Below are 17519 nucleotides of genomic sequence, written 5' to 3' on the forward strand. Positions count from 1 at the left end.
TCTCGTATGCCGTTAATAAAAAATGGGGGGTTCATCATGAACCGGCACAGCGGGCACATGATAAACGAAACGGGAGGCTTTTGCCCCCCGTTCCGGGTCAATTAGGCTTTGGCGCGCTGTTCCAGAATCGCAACAGCCGGCAGTACCTTGCCTTCTACGAACTCCAGGAAGGCGCCGCCGCCAGTGGAGATGTAGGAGACTTTGTCAGCGATGCCGAACTTGTCGATAGCAGCCAGGGTGTCGCCACCGCCAGCGATGGAGAAGGCCGGAGAAGCAGCGATGGCTTCAGCGATAACCTTGGTGCCTTCAGCAAACTGGTCAAACTCGAATACACCAACCGGGCCGTTCCACAGGATGGTCTTGGCGTTCATGATGATGTCAGCCAGGGCCTTGGCAGAATCCGGGCCGATGTCGAAGATCATGTCGCCGTCGGTCACGTCAGAGACGGACTTGATGGTCGCCGGAGTGGATTCGGAGAACTCGGCACCTACAACCACGTCGGTGGTCACAGGAATGTTGGTCTCGGCAGCCAGTTTCTTGGCGGTGTCGATCAGATCGTGCTCGCACAGGGACTTGCCGACGTTGTGACCGGCAGCAGCGATGAAGGTGTTGGCGATGCCACCACCGACAACCAGCTGGTCAGCGATTTTGGAGAGGGATTCCAGAACGGTCAGCTTGGTGGAGACCTTGGAGCCGCCAACGATGGCAACCATCGGGCGCTCGGGCTTCAGCATGGCTTTGCCCAGGGCTTCCAGTTCACCCGCCAGCAGCGGACCAGCACAGGCGACCGGTGCGAACTGAGCCACACCGTAGGTGGAACCTTCGGCGCGGTGAGCAGTACCGAACGCATCCATTACAAAGACGTCACACAGGGCGGCGTATTTTTTGGCCAGCTCTTCGGTGTTCTTCTTCTCGCCTTTGTTGAAGCGGCAGTTTTCCAGCACAACCAGCTCACCGGCAGCGACTTCTACGCCATCCAGGTAATCCTTGGCCAGGCGAACCGGGCAGGACAGAGCGTCTTTCAGATAGTTGACAACCGGAGCCAGGGAGAATTCTTCGTTGTATTCACCCTCGGTCGGACGACCCAGGTGGGAGGTGATCATCAGCTTGGCGCCCTTTTCCAGAGCCAGCTTGATGGTCGGCAGAGTCGCAACGATACGTGCATCGGAGGTGACCTTGCCGTCTTTTACCGGTACGTTCAGGTCAGCACGGATCAGAACGCGTTTACCCGCCAGATCCAGGTCAGTCATCTTGATAACAGACATATTCAGTCCTCTATATTTTCCAGGTAATGTTAAAAACAGTAACCTTTCGCCCGGGGCAGGCTCAGCCTGCGGCCATCATGGCCCGGGTGGTATCCAGCATCCGGTTTGCGAAGCCCCATTCGTTATCGCACCACATCAACATTTTGACGAGGTTGGCATCGCTCACCCGGGTCTGGGTACCATCAATGATGCAGGAGTGTGCATCATGATTGAAGTCTACGGAGACCAGAGGTTCTTCCGTGTAATCCAGAATACCGTGTAATGTACCTCTGGATGCCCGTTGCAGGGCTTGATTTACGTCAGTAACTGTCACTTTTTTACGAACAGTAATACTGAGATCCATCGCTGTTACATTGATGGTCGGCACCCGCACCGCGATCGCCTCAAACTTGCCGGCAAAGTGGGGCAGGATACGCTCCAGCCCCTTTGCCAGCTTGGTGTCCACCGGAATGATGGACTGACTGGCAGCGCGGGTTCGGCGCAAGTCACTGTGGTAGGCATCGATGACTTGCTGATCATGCATGGCCGAATGAATTGTCGTAATAGTACCACAATTTATCTCGAATTCTCGATGCAATGTTTCAATCACCGGTACCACGCAGTTGGTGGTACAGGAGGCGTTGGAGACGATCCGCTCCGCTCCGGTGAGGGTATGATGGTTGACCCCGTAGACCACGGTGGCATCCACATCGGCATCCGCCGGGTGGGAGAAGAGCACCTTGCCCGCCCCCGCCGCCAGATGCAGCTCGGCATCGGCCCGCGAGCCAAACACCCCGGTGCAATCGAGCACCACATCCACCCCCAGCGCCCGCCACGGCAGCTTTGACGGATCCCGCTCGGCAAACAGGGAGATGAGATCCTCCCCCACCAGCATGCTGTTGCCCGCCAGTTGCACCGGATGGTGGAAGCGACCGTGACTGGTATCGTAACGGGTCAGGTGCACCATGGCCTCGGGGGCCGCCAGCTCGTTGATGGCGACGATCTTGATGGTCTTGTCGCGCCCGCTTTCATAGAGGGCTCGCAACACGTTGCGACCGATCCGTCCGTAACCATTGATGGCAATCTTGATCATCGAGAATCCGTTTCCTTGAACCAGCAACAGGGCGGCGCACCGGCCGCCCGGGAGCCCCGGCTACGACAGCAGGGCCTCCTTGAATTCACCGCGGGCCAGCAGTGCGGCCCCGAATACCCCGGCACTGTCACCAAGGGCAGGAGCAATAATGGGGGCTCTGAAGCGGGGATTAAAGAGGAAGGGCAAAATTGTCTGCCGTCCGGCGCTGTAAAGGCTCTGCACATTGCCCACCCCACCACCGATGACGATCACATCCGGGTCGAGAATGTTGACCACGTTGGCCAGCGCCTGACCAAACAGCAGGTGCAGCCGGTCGATGGTGAGCTTGGCCACATGATCGTGAGCCGTGGCGGCCGCGATTTGAGCGAGCGAGAGGTGGCGCTTGGCCTTCGCTTCGTACCAGGCCTCCAGCGCCGGGCCGCTGATCAGGGTCTCGACGCAGCCGCGCTTGCCGCAGTAGCACTCGGGGCCATCAGGGGAGAGCACGTTGTGGCCCCACTCACCGGCGATGCCGTGGTGGCCGTTGAGGATCTGCCCGTTGATGACGATGCCGGAGCCGACCCCGGTGCCCATGATGATGCCGAACACCACTTTCGCATCGGGATGGTGCTGGCGCACTGCACCGAGATGGGTTTCTGCCAGCGCGAAGCAGTTGGCATCGTTGGCAATCAGCACCGGCACGCCCAGCTTGCGCTCCAGATCCTCCTTGAACGGCTTGCCGTTGAGCTCGGTGGTGTTGCAGTTTTTCATCAGGCCGGTCTGCGGATCACGCGCCCCCGGCGTGCCCATACCGATGACAGCCGGGCGCTGGCCAATCTTCTCGGCACACTCATCCACCAGCTTGGCGATCTGGCCGATCATATGGTCATAACCGCCCGCCCGCTCGGTGGGGATCCGATGGCGCAGCAGCACCTCATCGCCATCCAGCACTACACATTCACACTTGGTACCGCCAAGATCGATACCCCAATCCAGTGACTTGCTGCTCATCTTGCCTCCTGCACGGCCGCCACGCTCTCGTCGTCGCAGCGCCATTTTTTAATGTAAAACGGGGCCTGACGGCCCCGGATTTCAAACACACTCTTCTTCTCTCGCCCCGGCCTTAGCGACCGTGGTACTGGGCGGAGAGCTCGTGCACCGCGTTGACGAACACACCGGCGTGCTCCGGGTTCACATCCTGATGGATGCCGTGGCCGAGGTTGAATACGTGGCCATTACCGTGACCGAAACCGGCCAGAATGGAGGCGACCTCTTCACGGATGCGAGCGGGAGTGGCGTAGAGCATGGAGGGATCCATGTTGCCCTGCAGCGCCACCTTGTCGCCGACCCGACGCTTGGCATCGGCAATGTCGGTGGTCCAGTCCAGACCCAGCGCATCGCAACCGGTGGCGGCGATCTGCTCCAGCCACTGACCGCCGTTCTTGGTGAACAGGGTGACCGGCACGCGGCGACCGTCGTGCTCGCGGATCAGGCCATCGACAATCTTGTGCATGTACTGCAGGGAGAAGTCGCGGTAATCGCGCGGGGTGAGCACGCCGCCCCAGGTGTCGAACACCATGACCGCCTGCGCACCCGCCTTGATCTGGGCGTTTAGGTAAGCAATCACGCTGTCGGCCAGCTTGTCGAGCAGCAGGTGCAGGGTTTGCGGCTCCGCGTACATCATCTGTTTGATCTTGGTGAACGCCTTGGAGCTGCCCCCCTCCACCATGTAGGTGGCCAGGGTCCATGGGCTGCCGGAGAAGCCGATGAGCGGCACTTCGCCCTTCAGCTCGCGGCGGATGGTGCGCACCGCGTTCATCACGTAGCCCAGCTCATCTTCCGGATCCGGGATCGGCAGCGCCTGCACATCGGCCATGGAGGTGATCGGACGCTCGAAGCGCGGGCCTTCGCCCTGCTCGAAGTAGAGACCCAGCCCCATGGCATCGGGCACGGTGAGGATGTCGGAGAAGAGGATGGCGGCATCGAGCGGGTAGCGGCGCAGCGGCTGCAGGGTGACTTCACAGGCCAGCTCGGCATTGCGGCACAGGGACATGAAATCCCCCGCCTGGGCGCGAGTCGCCTTGTATTCCGGCAGATAGCGCCCTGCCTGGCGCATCATCCATACCGGCGTCATGTCTACATCCTGACGCAGCAAAGCGCGCAGGTATCGATCGTTCTTCAGCTCTTTCATCCCAGTTCCTGAGTTCGTATCACGCATAAAATGGCGGCCATAATACCACTTTGCCCAGTCAAGCGGACTGCCCAAAACGTGGCAAATGGGTGATCGGTTGCAAAGATGTGAAGGGGCGCAAACCTGACCGCCCCGTTTTAAAAAAGAAGTGCAAAAAAGTTGGCGAAAAGATGAGCGCCTCGTTACCCCTCGCCAGCCAGTGACAACTCGATCAGCCGCCGGGCAATGGTGCCGTGGGGCGGCAAACGCGGCAGCCGGTCGGCGGCAAAGAAAGCGGCGGCAACCAGTTCGTCATCCTGCACCATTATCTCGCCGCTCTCGTAGTCGGCGGTAAAGCCCATCATCAGGCTGTGGGGGAAGGGCCAGGGCTGGCTCGCCACATAGCGCACGTTGCGCACCCGGATGCCGCTCTCCTCGAACACCTCCCGCGCCACGCACTGCTCGAGATTCTCCCCCGCCTCCACAAAGCCGGCCAGCACGGTATACATGGGATCGTCCGCCTGATAGTGACGGCGATGAGCCGCCAGCAGGATCTCCGGCCCCTTGCGCACCGCCACTATGATGCAGGGGGAGATACGCGGATAGGCCGTGTGGCCGAGGTGGCACACCTGCGCCCACTCCCCCGCCTTCGGGGTCATGGGGGCGCCGCACTCGCCGCAGAAACGGTGGGTGCGGCGGAAGGTAACAAGCTGCCAGGCACGGCCGGCGAGGCGAAAGCCCTCTTCGTCTCCCGCCACCATCAGCTGGCGCAGGGGGGCCATCATAGTCGTGTAGGCCTCAGCCCCCAGATCGAGCAGATAGCAGGGTAGCCCCTGCCACTCGTCGAAACGCTCGAAATGGGCACCGGCCAGCGCTGCGGGCAGGCACGCTTTACTGCCCTGTGGCACCACTCCCTGCTGATCGAGCAGTACCAGATGATCGCCCCCCAGCACGAACCAGCGGGCTTGTTCGGTTAATGACATCAGATAAACACTCTCGTTAAAACAGAACCCTGACCACGGCTGGCCGACCAAGTGGCAAACGCCGCGCGAATGACTCCCATCTTACGGCCAGCACGGGTCGCTGACGACCCCGCTGTGGCCGATTGTCCCATTCGTAAAAAACGGATGGTGCAAATAAAGAGGCCGCCCGAAGGCGGCCCGTTGTTATCCGGTATCCCGTATCCGGCCTCTATCGACGCGGATCAGGCATCACCCATCGCCAGCAGGGAGGCGTTGCCGCCCACCGCAGTGGTGTTGATGGTGCGAGTCTTCTCGGTAACGAAGCGGCTCAGGTAGTGGGGGCCACCCGCCTTGGGGCCGGTGCCGGAGAGCCCCTGGCCGCCGAACGGCTGCACCCCGACCATGGCGCCGATCTGGTTGCGGTTGATGTAGACGTTGCCGACGTTGATGCGGCTCGCCAGCTCTTCAGCGTGGGATTCGTTGCGGCTGTGGATCCCGAGCGTCAGGCCGTAGCCGGTGCCGTTGATGTCGCTGATCACCTTGTCCAGATCCCGGGTGGCGTAGCGCACCACGTGCAGGATGGGGCCGAACTGCTCCTTGGCCAGCTCGCGGATGGAGCCGATCTCCAGCGCGGTCGGCTGGACAAAGTGCCCTTCCATGGTCGCGGCGGGCATCGGCGCCTGCGCAATCAGGCGAGCACGCGGGATCATGTAGGCGAGGTGAGCATCGAGACCGGCCTTGGCATCGGCATCGATCACCGGGCCTACGTCGGTGTTGTGCTCGGCCGGGTTGCCCACTTTCAGCTCCTGCATGGCGCCGGTGAGGATCTCCAGCACCCGCTCTGCAATCTCCTCCTGCAGATAGAGCACCCGCAGGGCCGAGCAGCGCTGACCGGCGCTCTGGAAGGCGGCGCTCACCACATCGCGTACCACCTGCTCCGGCAGCGCGGTGGAGTCGACGATCATGGCGTTCTGGCCGCCGGTTTCGGCGATAAGCGGCAGGATGGCGCCATCGCGCTGGGCCAGGGTCATGTTGATCAGCTTGGCGGTCTCGGTGGAGCCGGTGAAGCATACGCCGCCGATACGCGGATCGGCTGTCAACTTGGCACCGACGGTGGCGCCGTCACCGGGCAGCAGTTGCAGCACGTCGCCCGGAATACCGGCCTGATGGGCCAGAGTCACCGCCAGATGGGCGATAAGGCCGGTCTGCTCCGCCGGTTTGGCGATAACGGTGTTGCCGGTGGCCAGCGCAGCAGCAATTTGGCCGAGGAAGATCGCCAACGGGAAGTTCCACGGGCTAATGCAGACAAAGACACCGCGCCCCTGCAGGAACAGCTCGTTCTGCTCGCCGGTATAACCGGGCAGCAGGGTCGCCTGCCCCATCAGGCTGCGGGCCTGCACCGCGTAGTAGCGGCAAAAATCCACCGCTTCACGCACCTCGTCGATGCCATCTTGCAGCAGCTTGCCCGCTTCGCGGGTACAGAGGGAGACAAACTGCTCGCGGTTCGCTTCCAGCAGATCCGCCAGCTTCTCCAGCGCGGCGGCCCGCTCGCTCACCGGGGTTTCACGCCAGCGCGGGAAGGCTGCGTGGGCAGATGCCAAGGCCTGCTCCACCGCCTGCTCGTCAGCCCAGTGGATCTTGCCGACGGTGAGGCTCACATCCTGCGGGCTCAGCACGATGCGGGCTTCGCTGCGCTTGAGGGTCTCGCCATCGACGATGGGGCCCGCCAGCCACTGCTTGCTCTCCAGCTCTTTCAAGCGGGCGAAGAAGGGGCGCTGGATGGAGAGGATGTTCATGTTGACGCCGCTGGAGTTCTTGCGGTCGATGAAGAGGTTCACCGGCTGGGGAATGCGGTCGTTGGCAAAACCGGAGTAGCGCTTGAGGGTGCGCAGCGGGTGCTCGGCCAGCGAGTCCACCGGGGTGTTGGGATCCACCAGCTTGTGAACGAAGGAGGTGTTGGCCCCGTTCTCCAGCAGGCGGCGTACCAGATAGGGCAGCAAGTCCTTGTGGGCGCCGACCGGCGCATAGATGCGGCAGTGCAGGCCGGGATTGTCGTTCAGCACGGCGTTGTGCAGCTCCTCCCCCATGCCGTGCAGACGCTGGAATTCAAACTGGCGATCACCGGCCATCTCCAGAATGCTGACCACGGTATTGGCATTGTGGGTGGCAAACTGGGGGGCGATAAAGCCACGGGTCGACTCGCTCAGCAGGTAGCGGGCGCAGGCGAGGTAGGAGATATCGGTGCCCGCCTTGCGGGTAAATAGCGGGTAGCCGGGCAGACCCGCCTGCTGGGCATATTTCAGTTCGCTGTCCCAGTAGGCGCCTTTTACCAAGCGAACCGGAATGAGGTCACCCTGCTCGCGGGCCAGTGCGGTCAGCCAGCAGAGTACCGGCAGGGCGCGCTTGGAGTAGGCCTGCACCACCATACCGAGCTTGCCCCAACCACGGTTGGCGTCGGAGCGGTAGAGCTGCTCGAACAAGTCCAGCGACAGCTCGAGTCTGTCCATCTCCTCGGCGTCGATGCTGATGGCCACATCCTTGTCGCGGGCCAGACGCACCAGCCCCACCAGCCGCTCGCACATTTCGCCGAGCACCCGTTCGCGGTTGGCCACGTCATAGCGTGGATGGAGTGCCGAGAGCTTGATGGAGATGGAGGGGGCCGGGCCGCCGTCGCTGATCCGCTCGTTACCCACCGCCTCGATGGCGTTGCGGTAATCGGTCAGATACTTGTCGGCATCCTGCATGGTCAGCGCAGATTCACCCAGCATGTCGTAGGTGTGGGTGTAGCCCAGCTCGCGGGATTTGCGGCTCGCCTTGAGCGCCTCCTTCATGTCGCGCCCCAGCACGAACTGCTTGCCCATGATCTTCATGGCGGCATACATGGCGGATCGCACCACCGGCTCCCCCAGCTTGTTGACCATCCGCCCCAGCAGGTTGGCCGGGTTGCCGTCGAGCTTTTTGTCGAGCTTGATAATCTTGCCGGTCAGCATCAGCCCCCAGGTGGAGGCGTTGACCAGAGTAGAGTCGCTCTTGCGGAAATGAGATGACCAGTTGGCGCCGGAGAGCTTGTCCTTGATCAGGGCGTCAGCGGTCTCGGCATCGGGAATGCGCAGCAGCGCCTCGGCCAGACACATCAGGATAATCCCCTCCTGAGTATCCAGGCTGTACTCCTGCAGGAAGGCGTCGATACCGTCACCGGAGCCGCTCTCCTTGCGCACCTTGGTCACCAGAGTACGGGCACGCTGGGTCACCTGCTCCAGCGAGGCACCATCCCCCGGCACCATGGCCGACAGTTCGGCCAGATAGGCATTTTCATCCACCACGTAGTTTTGGGTGATGGCTTCGCGCAGGGCGGCCAGATCGGAGGGGATATAGTCAGCGGCAAGCACTTGAGTAGCTTTGAACATATGGGGTCTTCCTGTACGCCCTAGGGCTGATATCAACAAAGGCGGACGTGCCGCCGAAACGCCGATAATGTATACAATGTTGCACCTTATATGAAATGAATTTGTTGCCATTCTTTAACAAAGATCGCTCATCCCCCCCATAAATTCCCTTTTTAAGCCAATACGCCAGCAAGCGTGAGGGTCACCTGACTTCATTTTGTATACGATCTTCCGCCGCTCTATCGCAAAGCAGCCACGCATTCCGTCCAATACGCCCCAAAAAAGAAGGGCCGCCACGGCGACCCTTCTTAGCAATTCATTCAGCCAGATGCTGTCAGTTCATCCAGCGATCGCCACGGCTGCGACGACGGGGCAGCATGGGCAACAGGATGCCAAGCAGGATACCGGCCCCCACCATGGCACCACCACGGATAAACCAGTCCATCTGCATGTCGTGCTCCTGGTTGTCGTAGCTCTGGGTCAGGGCATCATTCTGCTCTTTGAGATTGCTCATCTCCTCACCCTGACTGACCAGCTGGGCCTTGAGGGCGGCGATCTCCTTGCTCTGGGCAGCGATCTGGCCATCCTTCTCGGTGAAGCGTTTCTCGTTGTCACCGTTGAGGTTCTGCAGGCGATCTTTAAGCTCATCGCGTTCTTTTTCCACCTGGGGCAGACGCTCGCGCAGGCTGATCTGGCTCTGCAGTTCGCTGTTCTTGATCCACCCCTCGCGGCCACGACCGTCCACCACCTGGGTGAAACCGGCCTCGCCGTTCACCGCCTTTACCTCCAGCGGTTCACCAGCCTTGACGCTGCCAAGGATCCGGTACTGGGTACCCGGGCCATTGTGGATATAGGTAAAGATGTTGTCTGAAACATAACGGGTATCGGCCAGTGCCTGTTGGGCACACAAGCAGATCAAAATCCCGAGAAGGGCGCGCATGGTCGATCGGTTCTCTTTTTCTGGTGTGGACAAGAGGTTGAATGTTAAGCCGCCAGCAGGCTAAAGGACAAGCAAAGAAAAAGCAGCTCCCCCCGGATATAAAGCGCGGAGTTGCGAGTCACCTCGCAACTTGCCCGCCCTTGGCCTCACTTGTTTTTCAGCTCCCGCACCTCGCTGCGCAGGGCGCGGATCTCTCGCAGCAACTCCTCTTGCTGGTTGTTGTAGTGATGACGCCACTTGTCGGTCTCGCTCTCCTTGGCAGGCTGCAAAAAGATGCTGGCCATAAAACCGCTTATGGCACCAAACAGACCGACCCCGAACAGGATCAGCAGGCTGGCGACAAAACGCCCCTCCTCGGTCTTGGGTACCAGATCGCCATAGCCCACGGTCGACAGGGTCACCAGCGTCCACCAGAAGGCGTCATAGGGGGTCTCAATCTGGCTGCCGGGCTGGCCCGACTCAATCCAGTACATGACGCCGGAGCCCAATCCCAGCAGCAGGACGAAGAGGAAGAGGATGCCGGAGAGGGTGGTCTCGTTGCGCTCGCGACGGAACATGGCCCAGAGATCCGGGTGCTCCTTGAACAGTTGATAGACCCGCCACAACTGGAGCAGTCGGGCCCAACGCAGCTGCTCCACCATCGGCAGACTACCCGGCAGATAGAACCAGTTTGCCTTGAAGTAGGCTTTGCGGTCTGGAGCACGGATCCAGCCATAAGCAAAATGCGCGAGGAAGAAGTAGCAGATCAGACTGTCCAGGTCATAGAAGAGCTGCAGGGTCTGGGGAGTCAGGGTTTCGTGGCCCCACCAGCGGGCCGTCACCAGCAGAACCGAGACAATCGACAGAAATGCCATCAGCAGATCCATCGCCCGTAGATGAGTTAAGTGATGTCGCATACATTTTCCAACTTTAAGCACAGTGCGAATTAATAAAAGAGAAGATAATGCCGATAGCCTTGAGGGCAAAGGAAAAGCGATATTCAAAGGAGATTTTACGATGCAGTTGAACCTGCTGGAGAAGCGGATGAGCAACATTCGGCTGGTGCCGAAAGTGGTGTTGCTGATGGTGGTGAGTACCATTTTGCTACTGACCAAACTCTGGTTTGATACCAACAATCTGGAGACCACCCTGCTCAGCGAGGGGCTTGATCCGGACAAAGCCAACGCCATTGCCGACCGCCTGCTCTGGAGCGGCCTGATGGAGACCACCATCATGGGGCTGCTGTTCGTGATCCTGCTGATGACCGGTTCCCGCCTGATGGTCAAGCAGGTGCACTATCTGGTGGATCTGCTGGAGCGCTTCGCCAAGCGGGATCTCAGTCACAAGGTGTTGCTCAAATCTCGGGATGAATTCGGTGACATCGCCAAGGCGGTCTCCCACTCGCAGGAGAACCTCAAAGCAGTGTTTAACAACCAGCGCGCCGCCTGCAAGGAGCTCAACGACATCGCCTCTCAGGTCACCCTCTGCATGGAGGAGGCCAACGAAGCGATCAACGAAGAGTTCACCCAGATCGAACAGCTGGCGAGCGCCATGAGCCAGATGGTCGGCGCCATTCGCGAAGTGGCTGCCCATGCGGATCAGGCCTCTCACGCCACCGCCGAAACCAGCCAGCTGGCGGAAGAGGGAAGCCGCTGCGTCGCCGATACCGTCAGCACCATCGACACCCTCTCCGGCAACATCCAGCGCTCCGCCACCGTGGTCAACGAGGTGGAGCAGGGGGTCGAGCGCATTGGCTCTGTGGTCGACACCATTCGCGGCATCTCGGAGCAGACCAACCTGCTGGCACTGAACGCCGCCATCGAAGCGGCTCGCGCCGGTGAAGCGGGTCGTGGCTTTGCCGTGGTGGCCTCCGAAGTGCGCGAGCTGGCCAACCGGGCTCAGGCCGCCACCGTCGAGATCCAGAAGATGATCGAACAGCTGCAGGGCAATGCCGGTCAGGCCGCCGAACTGATGGCCCAGAGCGTGCACCAGGCCGACAAGGGGGTGGAACAGGTGACCCAGGCCGGTACCCAGCTCGCCACCATAGTGCAGCGGGTACAGGGTGTCGCCGACATGAACCGCCACATCGCCGCCGCCTCCGAGCAGCAGAGCTCGGTCGCCGAAGAGATGCGCGGCAATCTGGAACAGGTCAAGCAGATTGCCGAAGGCTCCGTCGTGGTGCTGCGCGAGCTGCAAGAGGCCTCCGAGCTGGTCGAACAGCACAGCAAGGAGCTCGACAGCCAGATCCACTCCTTCAAGCTCGCCTGACTGCTCGCCCTGGTCGGGCATGACCGCGTTGTGCCCTGCCGCCGCTCCCGGCCATAAAAAAATCCGAAACCAGTGGTTTCGGATTTTTTCTATCGGACAAAGGGCAGGCTCGGCTATCGCCTTGCCCACTCTTGCACAACTTACTCGGCAGCCATACGGGCTTCGATGTAAGCCAGTGCGCGGTCGATACGCGCCAGTACGCGCTCCTTGCCCACCAATGCCATTACGGCGTCGATAGCAGGAGACTGGCCCAGACCAGTGACGGCCACACGCAGCGGCATACCAACCTTGCCCATGCCCTGACCCAGCTCGGCGGCAGTGGCTTCAATCAGCTCGTGCAGCGCTTCGGTGGTCCAGCTATCCAGTGCAGCCAGCTTGGTTTTGGCCAGAGCCAGCGGCTCGGCAGCGACGCCGCGCAGGTGCTTCTTAGCGGCCGCCTCGTCAATGGCTTCGTACTCTTCGAACAGGTAGCGGCTCTGGGCGGCCATCTCGACCAGGGTGTTGCAGCGCTCGGCCAGCAGGGTGACCACGTCGGCCAGCGCCGGGCCATTGCTGGTGTCGATCTTCTGGTTTTCCATGTGCCATGCCAGATGCTTGGCAACATAGGCCGGATCCAGGCTGCGCATGTAGTGGTTGTTCAGCCACAACAGCTTGTCGGTGTTGAAGGCAGAGGCAGACTTGGAGATGGCATCCAGGCTGAACAGCTTGATCATCTCTTCCAGGCTGAAGATCTCCTGATCGCCGTGGGACCAGCCCAGACGCACCAGATAGTTCAGCAGCGCTTCCGGCAGGTAGCCGTCGTCGCGGTACTGCATCACGGAGACTGCACCGTGGCGCTTGGAGAGCTTGGCGCCATCGTCACCCAGGATCATGGATACGTGGGCAAACTCAGGTACCGGCGCGTTCAGCGCCTTGTAGATGTTGATCTGGCGCGGGGTATTGTTGATGTGGTCTTCACCACGCACCACGTGGGTGATCTCCATATCCCAGTCATCGACCACTACGCAGAAGTTGTAGGTCGGCGCGCCGTCGGTACGGCGGATAATCAGATCGTCCAGCTCGGTGTTGGCGAACTCGATGCGGCCACGGACGTGGTCATCGAACACCACGGAACCTTCGGTCGGGTTGCGGAAGCGAATCACGTGCGGCGCATCGGCCGGGTGATCGTGGGCGTGGTCGCGGCACTTGCCGTCGTAACGTGGCTTCTCGCCGTTGGCCATCTGGCCTTCGCGCAGTGCTTCCAGACGCTCTTTGGAGCAGTAGCACTTGTAGGCGCGGCCATCGGCCAGCATCTCGTCGATCAGACCGTTGTAGCGATCGAAGCGCTTGGTCTGGTAGTAGGGGCCCTCATCCCAGTTCAGCTCCAGCCATTCCATGCCCTCAATGATGGCGTCGATTGCCTCCTGAGTGGAACGTTCCAGATCGGTATCCTCAATACGCAGCACGAACTCACCGCCCTGGTTCTTTGCAAACAACCAGGAATAGAGTGCGGTACGGGCACCGCCGACATGCAAAAAGCCGGTCGGGCTGGGAGCAAAACGGGTTTTGACTTTCATCTTTAAGCCTTGTGTAGAGGGCCTTGGGCCAATTCGTTAGAAAAAACCGTCGCATTTTAGCACCGACAATCACGGATGGGAAAACCATGACGCCATTGCGGGCTAAAGTAGGGGGTTAAATCTGTCGCCATTTGCATCTGTAGCCCGATATTTGAAGAGGATCGCAAAACAGAAGCCCCGTTTCCGATTTGCTATGCACAATGCTGGAGAGCTGCCTCCTCCGGTCGATACCCAGATAACGCTCACCACACTTCTCACGAACAAGGAAGAGACGATGCAGTTCCGTTCTATCCAGAATCGCATTCTAGTGATGGCCGGGATCGCCATGACCGCAGCCCTGGTCATCCTGATCCTGCTCAACCAATACTCCGGCCAACAGACCCAACAACTGACCATCAGCTCCAGCCGTGAAGCGCTGCAGCAGGAGGCATGGCAGAAGGTCAGCGCCAATGCCCGCGCCGAGGCGGCTACCATCACCCAGCTGCTGCAAAAAGGGCTCTCCTACACCCAGCAGATGGCCAGCGCCCTAGCCCTGCAACAACAGGGCAAACTGCCGCTGGATCGCCAGCAGGCCACCGACCTGCTCAAGGCACAACTGGCGCTGGAGCCCCAGCTCTATGGCGCCTTCGCCGGCTTCGAGCCCAACGGTTTCGACGGTCAGGATGCCAGCTTTGCTGGCCAGAGTGCGCTGGGCAGTGACGACAAAGGGCGCTTCGTGCCCTACTTCTATCGCGACAAGGATCAAATCGGTACCGATCTGCTGCTCTCCATCGAAAAAACCGACCCGGACGAATTCGGCAATCCCGCCAACGACTACTACGCCTGCCCGAAACGGGAAGGGCGCTCTTGTCTGATCGATCCCTTCAAGGTGGATATCAACGGCCAACAGGTGCTGGTGAGCACTATCACCACCCCCATTCTGGTGGATGGTCAGTTCAAGGGGATCGCCGCGCTGGATCTGGCGGTGGACTCCATCAGCCGTCAGGCCAAGAGCCTCAACAGCAATATCTATGACGGCAAGGGCGAAACCCTGATCGTCAGCGCAGCCGGTGTCATCACCGGCACCAGCGGCGATGCTAGCCTGCTCGGCAGCAGCGCAAGTAAGGTGCTGGGCAACCAGTGGCAGCAGTACCTGAAACCGGAAGTTCAGCGTCAGGAGCTGGACGAGTCATTCCGTATTTCCGTCCCCATCATGGTACCGGGAATGAGCCGCAACTGGGCCATCATCGTCACCCTGCCCTACAAGGTGGTACTGGCGGGGGCCGATCAACTGGAAAGCCAGCTGAGCGACATGAACCAGGCAGCCATGACCCAGCAATTGGTGGGCGCCGTTATCGTGCTGGTGCTGGCGCTGGTCACCATGCTGGTGATTGCCCGCAGCATTACTGGCCCCATCCGTCAGATGGTCAGCCTGGTGGATGACATCGCCGATGGTGAAGGGGATCTCACCAAACGTCTCGCAACCCGCTCGGTGGATGAGCTTGGTGATTTGGCTAAAGGAATCAACCGCTTTATCGACAAGCTGCAAGGGCTGCTCGGGGATGTGCTCAAGACTGCCAGCGAGGTGAACCGCTACGCTGGTGACACCGATCGCATTGCCGGTCAGACCGACAACAACCTGCAGCATCATCAGGCCGAGATGGAGCAGATGCTGACCGCGGTACAGGAGATGTCCTACGTCAGTCAGGAGGTCGCCACCCACGCCAACAATACCGCCGACTCGGCCAAACAGGCGCAAGGCGCCGCCGATCAGGGCAAGGAGCGCTTCCAGCAGGTGATCCAGTCGATGCACAAGGTCGCGGCAGAAGCCGGTAAAGGGGCCGAAGTGGTGGAAGGGCTGGCCCACGACAGCGCCCAGATCACCAGCATCCTCACCGTCATTCAGGGGATTGCCGATCAGACCAACCTGCTGGCCCTCAACGCCGCCATCGAGGCTGCACGGGCTGGCGAACAAGGCCGCGGCTTTGCGGTGGTGGCCGACGAGGTGCGCAAACTGGCAGGCAATACCCAACAGGCGGTGCAGAATACTCAGGAGTTGATCGAGAAGATCCGCCTTAGCTCCACCAATGCAGTCAACGCCATCACCCAGAGCCAGCAGTTGACCCATCAGGCAGTGAGCGAAGCGGATCTGGCGGAAGAGGCGCTCGGCAGCATCTACCAGGCCATCTCCACCATCAACGACATGACCTATCAGATCGCCTCCGCCGCCGAAGAGCAGAGCTCGGTCTCAGAAACCGTCTCCGGCAACCTGTCAAAAACCAACGCACTGGCCAACGACATTGCTCAGGATGCGACCGAAACGGCCAAAGCCAGTCAGGCATTGCGTCAGGCGGCCGACAAATTGCAGCAATTATTGGGTCAATTTCGTCTCAGCTGATAATTTTCCGCCTCAGGACTCTCCCCCTCGGGGGCGAGTCCGTTTACCATAGGCGGCGAATTTGCCTGATGGCAGGCAATGTAGTGAGAGGTAAATGCCGTGCCCACCCCGGACCGTCGCCCACGAGGCCATAACAGACGAGCCCAGCAGCGTCGCCAAGACGAATCACAAGGATCCCTGCTCCATCGCATCAATGCCGCGACCCTGTCCCTGCGCCAACGTTTTGGCCAAGGGATGAGCAACCTCGGCCAACGCCGCCAGGATGCCAAAGCAGGCAAATTCAAGCTGTCCAGCCCGCTGCCCCGCAAAAACACCATAGGTCTGCTGATCCTGATCCCGCTCTGGTTGCTGGTGCTGGCCTGGGAGCCAGCGCCATCCGCCCCCAAAGCCGCCCCTTCCGGCTCGCTGGAAGTGCCGCTGGCCGTGCCTGCTCAAGCTCTAACTGTCGGCAGTGGCGCGGCAGGTAGTGCCCCCGCGGCAGCCAAGCCGGTCGAAGAGAAGGTCAACGGCACCTGGCTGCAACACGATGTGCAGGCGGGTGAGACCCTCTACTCCATCTGGCGTAAATTCGAGTTGCCGGGTGCCGAGCTGAGCCGCCTGATCGCCATCGAGGGGCCGGATCGTCCCCTGACCCGCCTGCAATCGGGCCGCTCTATCTTCATCCTGGTGGACGACACCCGCCGCATCCAGCGGGTGGAGATCCGCTCCTACGGTCAGGCGGTTTACCGCTACGACCGGCAGGGCGAAGGGTTCGCCCTCAAGGAATAACAAAAACGGGAGGCGCTGGCCTCCCGTTTTTTTTCAGTCAAATATCGTCAAATAAGCTACTGACTTCACAATATTTTTAGCTTGTTCAAAAAACGAAAGGGGTCAAATTGACAAGGATCGGCGCTAACGTACAATCGTTTGTGCTTTAGACAGGGATTGTTCTACGTGCTACTGGGACAAAGAGACGTGGTCAGTCATGAGCCAACCCCTGATTGCAAGGCAAATGCAGCCCAGCACGGGCTTAGTTTCATTTTGTTATTGATAGGATTTAGCACATGTCTGACATTCGCACCGGCCAGGTAAAATGGTTCAACGAAACCAAGGGTTTTGGCTTTATTGAACAATCCCAGGGGCCGGACGTATTCGTTCACTTCTCCTCCATCCAGAGCACCGGTTTCAAAACCCTGGCTGAAGGTCAAAAAGTCCAGTTCACTGTGACCCAGGGCAAAAAAGGCCCTCAGGCTGAAAACGTTACTCTGGTCTAAGCCCGCGCCAGTGAATCATGCAGGAGGAGCCAAGGCCCCTCCTCTTTTTTGCCCGCAATTCTCGCCTTCCACCACCTGTCACAACCGCTTGCCTCGTACAATCCGCACAATGAGCCCACATCCCTTTCCTGTTGGCAGGAGGTGGTAGAGACACGCCTAGTAAACGCCAGATACGACAAAGCATCGCAGCGCGATGTGAGGGGCAATTCAAAGGGATTATGAAAACTTCGAAGAGAGATTGGAGCGGGAAACGAGACTCGAACTCGCGACCCCGACCTTGGCAAGGTCGTGCTCTACCAACTGAGCTATTCC

Annotated in this window: 13 protein-coding genes; 4 read left to right on the plus strand and 9 right to left on the minus strand. The window is 60.2% G+C overall.

All coding sequences use genetic code 11. The features are described from left to right. Positions 1–101: 101 nt before the first annotated feature. From G5179_RS19265 to G5179_RS19300, 8 genes are all read right to left on the minus strand, one after another. On the minus strand, positions 102–1265 hold the full coding sequence (locus G5179_RS19265; protein WP_005335436.1) for a phosphoglycerate kinase: 1164 nt from the start codon (positions 1263–1265) through the stop codon (positions 102–104). 61 nt (positions 1266–1326) lie between these two features. Beyond that, on the minus strand, positions 1327–2337 hold the full coding sequence (epd, locus tag G5179_RS19270) for an erythrose-4-phosphate dehydrogenase (RefSeq protein ID WP_005335438.1): 1011 nt from the start codon (positions 2335–2337) through the stop codon (positions 1327–1329). A gap of 60 nt (positions 2338–2397) precedes the next feature. Further along, on the minus strand, positions 2398–3327 hold the full coding sequence (locus G5179_RS19275; protein ID WP_323918848.1) for an ROK family protein: 930 nt from the start codon (positions 3325–3327) through the stop codon (positions 2398–2400). A 112-nt stretch (positions 3328–3439) separates the two neighbouring features. Next, positions 3440–4507, minus strand: a complete 1068-nt coding sequence (hemE, locus tag G5179_RS19280; RefSeq protein WP_005335440.1) for a uroporphyrinogen decarboxylase — start codon at positions 4505–4507, stop codon at positions 3440–3442. A gap of 182 nt (positions 4508–4689) precedes the next feature. After that, positions 4690–5469: an NAD(+) diphosphatase gene (nudC, locus tag G5179_RS19285; RefSeq protein ID WP_421258927.1), complete on the minus strand. Its 780-nt coding sequence runs from the start codon at positions 5467–5469 to the stop codon at positions 4690–4692. 221 nt (positions 5470–5690) lie between these two features. Beyond that, positions 5691–8855, minus strand: coding sequence for a bifunctional proline dehydrogenase/L-glutamate gamma-semialdehyde dehydrogenase PutA (putA, locus tag G5179_RS19290; protein WP_421258928.1), 3165 nt, complete (start codon positions 8853–8855; stop codon positions 5691–5693). A 313-nt stretch (positions 8856–9168) separates the two neighbouring features. Next, positions 9169–9774: a TIGR04211 family SH3 domain-containing protein gene (locus tag G5179_RS19295; RefSeq protein ID WP_266135365.1), complete on the minus strand. Its 606-nt coding sequence runs from the start codon at positions 9772–9774 to the stop codon at positions 9169–9171. Between the two features lie 146 nt (positions 9775–9920). Continuing rightward, on the minus strand, positions 9921–10670 hold the full coding sequence (locus tag G5179_RS19300; RefSeq protein ID WP_266135366.1) for a potassium channel family protein: 750 nt from the start codon (positions 10668–10670) through the stop codon (positions 9921–9923). Positions 10671–10770: 100 nt separating this feature from the next. Between G5179_RS19300 and G5179_RS19305 the strand changes: the two genes are divergently transcribed. Then, entirely contained in the window at positions 10771–12021 is a 1251-nt protein-coding gene (locus G5179_RS19305) for a methyl-accepting chemotaxis protein (RefSeq protein WP_421258929.1), read from the plus strand. Positions 12022–12161: 140 nt separating this feature from the next. Here the strand turns inward: G5179_RS19305 and gltX are convergent, their stop codons facing one another. Further along, entirely contained in the window at positions 12162–13577 is a 1416-nt protein-coding gene (gltX, locus tag G5179_RS19310; protein ID WP_076360502.1) for a glutamate--tRNA ligase, read from the minus strand. Positions 13578–13851: 274 nt separating this feature from the next. Here gltX and G5179_RS19315 point away from each other — a divergent pair, with 274 nt between their 5' ends. The 3 genes from G5179_RS19315 to G5179_RS19325 all read left to right on the plus strand — a co-directional run bounded on the left by G5179_RS19315 (position 13852) and on the right by G5179_RS19325 (position 17207). Beyond that, on the plus strand, positions 13852–15954 hold the full coding sequence (locus G5179_RS19315; protein WP_421258930.1) for a methyl-accepting chemotaxis protein: 2103 nt from the start codon (positions 13852–13854) through the stop codon (positions 15952–15954). 99 nt (positions 15955–16053) lie between these two features. After that, entirely contained in the window at positions 16054–16722 is a 669-nt protein-coding gene (locus G5179_RS19320) for a LysM-like peptidoglycan-binding domain-containing protein (protein WP_047436096.1), read from the plus strand. 275 nt (positions 16723–16997) lie between these two features. After that, positions 16998–17207 carry a cold-shock protein gene (locus tag G5179_RS19325; protein ID WP_005338972.1) on the plus strand — a complete coding sequence of 70 codons (210 nt, stop codon included), beginning with the start codon at positions 16998–17000 and terminating at the stop codon, positions 17205–17207. Positions 17208–17519: the final 312 nt, after the last annotated feature.

The sequence above is a fragment of the Aeromonas sp. 600886 genome (genome assembly GCF_049174935.1).
GTDB lineage: Bacteria > Pseudomonadota > Gammaproteobacteria > Enterobacterales > Aeromonadaceae > Aeromonas > Aeromonas veronii_A.

Excerpts from the sequence above, each read along its gene's own strand:
- G5179_RS19295 (WP_266135365.1), bottom strand. The coding sequence starts at position 9,774 with ATGCGCGCCCTTCTCGGGATTTTGATCTGCTTGTGTGCCCAACAGGCA.
- G5179_RS19315 (WP_421258930.1), top strand. The coding sequence starts at position 13,852 with ATGCAGTTCCGTTCTATCCAGAATCGCATTCTAGTGATGGCCGGGATC.
- G5179_RS19265 (WP_005335436.1), bottom strand. The coding sequence starts at position 1,265 with ATGTCTGTTATCAAGATGACTGACCTGGATCTGGCGGGTAAACGCGTT.
- G5179_RS19325 (WP_005338972.1), top strand. The coding sequence starts at position 16,998 with ATGTCTGACATTCGCACCGGCCAGGTAAAATGGTTCAACGAAACCAAG.
- epd (WP_005335438.1), bottom strand. The coding sequence starts at position 2,337 with ATGATCAAGATTGCCATCAATGGTTACGGACGGATCGGTCGCAACGTG.
- putA (WP_421258928.1), bottom strand. The coding sequence starts at position 8,855 with ATGTTCAAAGCTACTCAAGTGCTTGCCGCTGACTATATCCCCTCCGAT.
- hemE (WP_005335440.1), bottom strand. The coding sequence starts at position 4,507 with ATGAAAGAGCTGAAGAACGATCGATACCTGCGCGCTTTGCTGCGTCAG.
- gltX (WP_076360502.1), bottom strand. The coding sequence starts at position 13,577 with ATGAAAGTCAAAACCCGTTTTGCTCCCAGCCCGACCGGCTTTTTGCAT.
- G5179_RS19300 (WP_266135366.1), bottom strand. The coding sequence starts at position 10,670 with ATGCGACATCACTTAACTCATCTACGGGCGATGGATCTGCTGATGGCA.
- G5179_RS19305 (WP_421258929.1), top strand. The coding sequence starts at position 10,771 with ATGCAGTTGAACCTGCTGGAGAAGCGGATGAGCAACATTCGGCTGGTG.
- G5179_RS19275 (WP_323918848.1), bottom strand. The coding sequence starts at position 3,327 with ATGAGCAGCAAGTCACTGGATTGGGGTATCGATCTTGGCGGTACCAAG.
- nudC (WP_421258927.1), bottom strand. The coding sequence starts at position 5,469 with ATGTCATTAACCGAACAAGCCCGCTGGTTCGTGCTGGGGGGCGATCAT.